We start from the raw sequence: 7,111 nt of genomic DNA on the forward strand, positions 1-7,111 counted from the left end.
CCACAGAGAGAGACCCCCATGTCCTGGCTGTCCCGATTCAGCCTTGCCCAACGGGCACTTGTAGGGCTGATGTCGATCATCGCGATCGTCTTCGGCGCGATCGCGATCCCGCAGCTCAAGCAGCAGTTGCTGCCCTCCATCGAACTGCCGATGGTGTCCGTGCTCGCCCCGTACCAGGGGGCGTCTCCCGATGTGGTCGAGAAGCAGGTCGTCGAACCGCTCGAGAACAACATCGACGCGGTCGACGGCATCACCGGCATCACCTCCACGGCGAGCGAGGGCAACGCCGTGATCATGGCCCAGTTCGACTACGGCAACGGCTCCAAGCAGCTCGTCGCCGACGTCCAGCAGGCCGTGAACCGCGCCCGCGCCCAACTCCCCGACGACGTCGACCCGCAGGTCATCGCGGGCTCCACCGACGACATCCCGACCGTCGTCCTGTCCGTCACCTCCGACAAGGACCAGCAGGCACTCGCCGACCAGCTCGACCGCACCGTCGTGCCGTCCCTGAAGGACATCGACGGCGTCGGCCAGGTCACCGTCGACGGCGTGCGCGACCTCCAGGTCGACGTCACCCCGGACGACGGCAAGCTGGCGAAGGCGGGCCTGACCCCCGGCGCGATCGGCAAGGCGCTCCAGGCGGGCGGCGCCACGCTGCCGGCCGGCTCCTTCGACGAGGACGGCAAGAACCGCACCGTGCAGGTCGGCGGCGGCTTCACCTCCCTCCGGCAGATCCAGGACCTGCGGGTCACGCCCGAGGCCACGCCCGGCGAGCAGCCCGGCAAGCCGGTGCGCCTCGGCGACGTCGCCACGGTGAAGCAGGAGCAGGCGGACGCCACGTCCATCACCCGCACCAACGGCGAGCCCAGCCTCGCCGTCGCCGTCACGATGGACCACGACGGCAGCGCCGTCGCCATCTCGGACGCGGTCAAGGACAAGCTCCCCGACCTGCGCAAGGACCTCGGCGCCGGCTCCGACATCACCATCGCGAGCGACCAGGGCCCGGCCGTCTCCAAGTCCATCGAGGGCCTCACCACCGAGGGCGCGCTCGGCCTGGTCTTCGCGGTCCTGGTGATCCTGGTCTTCCTGGCGTCGATCCGCTCGACGCTGGTCACCGCGGTCTCCATCCCGCTCTCGGTCGTCCTGGCCCTGATCGTCCTGTGGACCCGCGACCTCTCCCTCAACATGCTCACGCTCGGCGCGCTGACCATCGCGATCGGCCGCGTCGTCGACGACTCGATCGTCGTCCTGGAGAACATCAAGCGCCACCTCGGCTACGGCGAGGAGCGCGAGCAGGCGATCATCAAGGCGGTCAAGGAGGTCGCCGGCGCGGTGACGTCCTCGACCCTGACGACCGTCGCGGTGTTCCTGCCCATCGGTCTGGTCGGCGGCATGGTGGGCGAGCTGTTCGGCTCGTTCTCGCTGACGGTCACGGCGGCGCTGCTCGCCTCCCTGCTCGTCTCGCTGACGGTCGTGCCGGTCCTCTCGTACTGGTTCCTGCGTCCCCCCAAGGCGATCCGGGGCGTCGACCCGGAGGAGGCCCGCCGCAAGGCGGAGGAGAAGGAGACCCGCAGCAGGCTCCAGCGCCTGTACGTCCCCGTCCTGCGCTTCGCCACGCGCCGCCGGCTCACCAGCCTCGGCATCGCGATCGTGATCCTGGTCGGCACCTTCGGCATGGCCCCCCTGCTGAAGACCAACTTCTTCGACCAGGGCGAGCAGGAAGTCCTGAGCATCAAGCAGGAGCTCAAGCCCGGCACCAGCCTGGCGGCGTCCGACGCCTCGGCGAAGAAGATCGAGAAGGTGCTCTCCGGCATCGACGAGATCAAGGACTACCAGGTCACCGTCGGCTCCTCCGGCTTCATGGCCGCCTTCGGCGGATCCACGGACACCAACCAGGCCTCGTACACGCTCACGCTCAAGGACAAGGCGTCGTACGAGAAGACGCAGGACCTGGTCGAGAAGAAGCTCGCCGAGCTCTCCGGCATCGGCCAGACCAAGGTGTCGGCCGGCGACGGCTTCGGCAGCCAGGACCTGAGCGTCGTGGTGAAGGCCGCCGACGGCGACGTGCTGCGCAAGGCGTCCGACCAGGTGCGTGACGAGGTCGCCAAGCTCGACGACGTCACCGACGTCCAGAGCGACCTCTCCCAGAGCGTCCCGCGGATCTCGGTCAAGGCCAACGCCAAGGCGGCCGGGGCGGGCTTCGACGACACCACCCTCGGCGCGGCCGTCGCCCAGGCGGTGCGCGGCACCACCAGCGGCAAGGCGACCCTCGACGACACCGAGCGCGATGTCGTGATCAAGTCGGCGAAGCCCGCGAAGACCCTCGACGAGCTGCGGAAGCTGCCGCTCGGTCCGGACGTGAAGCTCGGTGACATCGCCGAGGTGAAGCTGGTCGACGGCCCGGTCTCGATGACCCGGATCGACGGCGCCCGGTCCGCGACGATCACGGCGAAGCCGACCGGCGACAACACGGGCGCGGTCAGCGCGGACCTCACCAAGAAGCTGGACGCGCTGAAGCTGCCGGACGGCGCCACGGCGTCCATCGGCGGTGTCTCCGAGGACCAGGACGAGGCGTTCGGTTCGCTGGGCCTCGCGATGCTCGCGGCGATCGCGATCGTCTTCATGCTCCTGGTCGCGACCTTCCGCTCGCTGGTCCAGCCGCTGATCCTGCTCGTCTCGATCCCGTTCGCGGCGACGGGCGCGATCGGCCTGCTGATCGCCACGGGCACCCCGATGGGTGTCCCGGCGATGATCGGCATGCTGATGCTCATCGGCATCGTGGTCACCAACGCGATCGTGCTGATCGACCTCATCAACCAGTACCGCGCGCAGGGGTACGGCACGGTCGAGGCGGTCATCGAGGGCGGCCGCCACCGACTGCGCCCGATCCTCATGACGGCGCTGGCGACGATCTTCGCGCTGCTGCCGATGGCCCTGGGCATCACGGGCGAGGGCGGCTTCATCGCCCAGCCGCTCGCGGTGGTCGTGATCGGCGGTCTGATCACCTCCACGCTCCTCACGCTCCTCCTCGTCCCGACGCTCTACGCGATGGTGGAACTCCGCAAGGAGCGCCGGGCGAAGAAGAAGGCGGCGAAGAGGGCGAAGAAGGCGGGCATCCCGCCGCAGTCCGGCGCGGAGTCCGACGAACCGGAGCCCGCGAAGGTCTAGTAGCGGCGTTGTGGGCAGGCGTTCCGCACGGCGGAACGGGTGCCCCAACGCACCGGTGCCGAGCAGCGACAGGTGAGGCGTCAAGCACGTCACCCGACGGGGTGCCCCTCGACCAGAGGGGCACCCCGTCCGCGTACGCACAGCCGAAGAGACAGCACGGCGATCCCGCTGCACAGAGCCATCCCGAAGAACAGCGGCAGGGCGGTGTGCTCCCCACCGAGCCCCACCAACGGCGCGACCACCGCGCCCAGCGCACTCTGCGCCGTCCCGAGCAACGCGGACCCCACCCCCGACGCCCGGGGCACCCGCGCCAGCGCCAGCGCCGCCGCGTTGGCGACCACGAGCCCGAAGCCCCCGCACACCACGGCCAGCAGCGGCAGGCACACGAAGGCGGTCAGCAGCCCCGCCGACGCGAGGCCGAGCAGCGCACACGACCCGGCGAGCATCGCCGTCAGCCCGCCCCGCAGCAGCGCCTCGGCAGCGATCCGCCCCACCAGGCGGGCCCCCACCGCACTGGAGAGCGTCGCGACCACCGCCCCGCCCGAGAAGGCGACGGCGGACGTCCCGACCCCCAGCCCCAGCACGTTCTGCAGCAGGAACGGCGACCCGGCGATGTAGCAGAAGAGCATCCCGAACCCGAAGGTGAAGGCGAGCGTGTACCCCACGTACGCCCGGTCGCCGACCACTTCGCGCACCGCCGCGGCCGTGCGCCGGACCCCGCCCGCGTGCCGCCGCTCCTTCGGCAGGCTCTCCGGTACGCCGACCACGACGGCCGCCGTCACGAGCAGCGACACTCCGGCGAGCACCCAGAACACGCCCCGCCACCCGGCGCCCCCGATCACGGCCCCGCCCGCGAGCGGCGCGAGGATCGGCGCGATCCCGGCGAGCGTCATCAGGACCCCGAACAGCCGCGCGGCGGCGGCCCCTTGGACCACGTCGGAGACGACGGCCCGGCTGATCACCACGCCCGCCGCCCCGCTGAACCCGGTCAGGAACCGCAGCGCGACCAGCCACCCCAGCGAGGGCGCGACGGCGCACAGCGCGGTCCCCACGGTGCACACCGCCGCCCCCACGAGCAGCGGCCCGCGCCTCCCGTACCGGTCGGACAGCGGTCCGAAGACGAGGTGCCCGACCGTCATGCCGACGAGGAAGGCGGTCAGCGTGAGCTGCACCCCCGAGGCGTCGGTGCCCAACTCGTCGGCCATCCGCGGAAAGGCGGGCAGATACATGTCGGTCGACAGCGGACCGATGAACGACAGCAGCGCGAGGGCCGCGGTGAGCAAGGGCATGACAGAGGAACCCTTCCGGGTGGGGGCGATCGAGGAATGGTGATAGTTATATAACTATAAAGAACGCTAGCATGGGGGAGTGACCGAGAGAGCGACCGAGAAGCAGCACGCGCGATCCGAGGCCGAGCACGAGACCGACCGGCAGCTGTTCCGGCAGGCCAGGGAGCTGACCCCGCCGCTGTACGCCCTCGCGCGCGTCCTGCGCTTCCAGGGCATGGACGAGGCCGGGCTGTGGCGACTGCCGCCCTCGGAGCTGGAGTTGATGCGCTTCGTCCACGCGGAGCCGGGCACCACGGTGAGCGTCCTGGCCCGCGAACTGGGCCTGCACGCGAGCAATGTGAGCGCCACGGTCCGCGGCCTGGTCAACCAGGGGCTGCTGGAGCGCGAGAAGGACCCGAACGACGGCCGGGTGGTGCGCCTGAAGCCGACCCTGAAGGCGGAGCAGGGCATGGCCCTGATCGAGAACGCCTGGTCGGAGATCTTCGCCGACGCGCTGGCCGAGCTGAGCGACGGGCAGCGGGCGGCACTGGCCGCGTCCGTCCCCGCGTTGGAGGCGCTGGGCGCGGCGTTGAAGGAGCGTAGAACGCGGTAAGGGGCGTCCGCAACGGCGGACGCCCCTTACCGGTGTGTGGCCGACGAGATCAGGACACGCCTGATCGGAACGCGGCGGATCGGCGCACGGCCGACCAGGGCGCGGCTACGGAAGCGGCGGCTACGGAAGCGCCAGCATCCGCTCCAGCGCCAGCTTCGCGAACTGCTCGGTCTCGCGGTCGACCTCGATCTGGTTGACGAGGTTGCCCTCGGCCAGGGACTCCAGGGTCCAGACCAGGTGCGGCAGGTCGATGCGGTTCATGGTCGAGCAGAAGCAGACCGTCTTGTCGAGGAAGACGATCTCCTTGTCCTCGTCGGCGAAGCGGTTCGCCAGGCGGCGCACCAGGTTCAGCTCCGTGCCGATGGCCCACTTCGACCCGGCGGGCGCCGCCTCCAGGGTCTTGATGATGTGCTCGGTCGAGCCCACGTAGTCGGCCGCGGCCACGACCTCGTGCTTGCACTCCGGGTGCACCAGGACGTTCACCCCGGGGATGCGGGCGCGTACGTCCTCCACGCTCTCCAGCGAGAAGCGCCCGTGCACCGAGCAGTGGCCGCGCCACAGGATCATCTTCGCGTCGCGCAGCTGCTCGGCGGTCAGGCCGCCGTTGGGCTTGTGCGGGTTGTAGACGACGCAGTCGTCCAGGGACATCCCCATGTCGCGCACGGCGGTGTTGCGGCCCAGGTGCTGGTCGGGCAGGAAGAGGATCTTCTCGCCCTGCTCGAAGGCCCACTCCAGCGCCCGCCGGGCGTTCGACGACGTGCAGATGGTGCCGCCGTGCTTGCCGGTGAACGCCTTGATGTCGGCCGAGGAGTTCATGTACGACACGGGCACGACCTGCTCGGCGATGCCGGCCTCGGTCAGCACGTCCCAGCACTCGGCGACCTGCTCGGCGGTGGCCATGTCGGCCATCGAGCAGCCGGCGGCCAGGTCGGGGAGCACGACCTTCTGGTCGTCCGTCGTCAGGATGTCCGCCGACTCGGCCATGAAGTGCACACCGCAGAAGACGATGTACTCGGCGTCCGGCCGTGCCGCCGCGTCCCGCGCCAGCTTGAAGGAGTCGCCGGTGACGTCCGCGAACTGGATGACCTCGTCGCGCTGGTAGTGGTGGCCCAGCACGAAGACCTTGTCGCCGAGCTTCTCCTTGGCCGCGCGGGCGCGCTCCACCAGGTCGGGGTCGGACGGGGACGGCAGATCGCCGGGGCACTCCACGCCGCGCTCGCTCCTCGGGTCGGCCTCGCGGCCGAGCAGCAGCAGGGCGAGCGGCGTGGGCTGAACATCGAGGTTCACGCGGTCCGCGGGGGACTGGGCGGTGGTCACAACACGCACCCTTTCTAAATCTGCAGACGATCCTTTTCGTCTAATTGACGTTATCTATCATAACCGCTTCGTGTCAGTTTGACGATGGCGATTGTGTCCATGTGACGAATTCCCCGTTCCCGGGCCCGGTGTTCCGCGCGGCGCCATGTGCGAGCATGAAGGGGTAAGACGAAAGCGCTCGGCCCGGAATGAATCCGCGGCCCCGCCGGTTGCAACCGTCGGCAAGCAGTCTCCGAACAACCCGGGAGAGAAGCAGATGTCCGTATCGGACGAGACCACCACCGTGAGCGACGGCATCCTCCTGTCGGACGCCGCCGCGGCCAAGGTGAAGGGCCTGCTGGAGCAGGAGGGCCGGGACGACCTGGCGCTGCGCGTCGCCGTTCAGCCCGGCGGCTGCTCGGGCCTGCGCTACCAGCTGTTCTTCGACGAGCGCACGCTCGACGGCGACGTCGTCAAGGACTTCGATGGCGTGAAGGTCGTCACGGACCGGATGAGCGCTCCCTACCTGGGCGGTGCCTCCATCGACTTCGTGGACACCATCGAGAAGCAGGGCTTCACCATCGACAACCCGAACGCCACCGGCTCCTGCGCCTGCGGCGACTCCTTCAGCTGAGTCCGCGGGCGTGCGTCTGTAGGCACACGCGCGAAGGCGGCGGCCCCCCGAGGTCCCAGCGGGCGAGAGCGCTGCGGGCCAGCCTGCGGGCCCGCGACGGCGTCGCGATCTCCGGTTCGAGGAACCAGTACG

General features: G+C 70.0%; 5 protein-coding genes. 3 read left to right on the forward strand and 2 right to left on the reverse strand.

What is annotated here, in order from left to right; all coding sequences use genetic code 11:
- Positions 1-18 precede the first annotated feature (18 nt).
- Positions 19-3,168: an efflux RND transporter permease subunit gene (locus AB0L89_RS04170; protein ID WP_365133851.1), complete on the forward strand. Its 3,150-nt coding sequence runs from the start codon at positions 19-21 to the stop codon at positions 3,166-3,168.
- 89 nt (positions 3,169-3,257) lie between these two features.
- Here the strand turns inward: AB0L89_RS04170 and AB0L89_RS04175 are convergent, their stop codons facing one another.
- Positions 3,258-4,457, reverse strand: a complete 1,200-nt coding sequence (locus AB0L89_RS04175) for a multidrug effflux MFS transporter (RefSeq protein ID WP_365133854.1) — start codon at positions 4,455-4,457, stop codon at positions 3,258-3,260.
- 79 nt (positions 4,458-4,536) lie between these two features.
- Between AB0L89_RS04175 and AB0L89_RS04180 the strand changes: the two genes are divergently transcribed.
- Positions 4,537-5,049: a MarR family transcriptional regulator gene (locus AB0L89_RS04180; protein ID WP_365133857.1), complete on the forward strand. Its 513-nt coding sequence runs from the start codon at positions 4,537-4,539 to the stop codon at positions 5,047-5,049.
- 120 nt (positions 5,050-5,169) lie between these two features.
- Here the strand turns inward: AB0L89_RS04180 and nadA are convergent, their stop codons facing one another.
- The gene (nadA, locus tag AB0L89_RS04185) at positions 5,170-6,366 is read right to left on the reverse strand and encodes a quinolinate synthase NadA (RefSeq protein ID WP_365133860.1); all 1,197 of its coding nucleotides are present in this window, start codon (positions 6,364-6,366) and stop codon (positions 5,170-5,172) included.
- Positions 6,367-6,622: 256 nt separating this feature from the next.
- On the opposite strand from nadA, the gene AB0L89_RS04190 reads away from it, so the two are divergent.
- On the forward strand, positions 6,623-6,979 hold the full coding sequence (locus AB0L89_RS04190) for an iron-sulfur cluster assembly accessory protein (RefSeq protein ID WP_030786960.1): 357 nt from the start codon (positions 6,623-6,625) through the stop codon (positions 6,977-6,979).
- Positions 6,980-7,111 lie beyond the last annotated feature (132 nt).

The organism is Streptomyces sp. NPDC052114 (assembly GCF_040680155.1).
GTDB lineage: Bacteria > Actinomycetota > Actinomycetes > Streptomycetales > Streptomycetaceae > Streptomyces.

Coding starts and splice junctions, on each gene's coding strand:
- AB0L89_RS04170 (WP_365133851.1), top strand. CDS start 19: ATGTCCTGGCTGTCCCGATTCAGCCTTGCCCAACGGGCACTTGTAGGG.
- AB0L89_RS04175 (WP_365133854.1), bottom strand. CDS start 4,457: ATGCCCTTGCTCACCGCGGCCCTCGCGCTGCTGTCGTTCATCGGTCCG.
- AB0L89_RS04190 (WP_030786960.1), top strand. CDS start 6,623: ATGTCCGTATCGGACGAGACCACCACCGTGAGCGACGGCATCCTCCTG.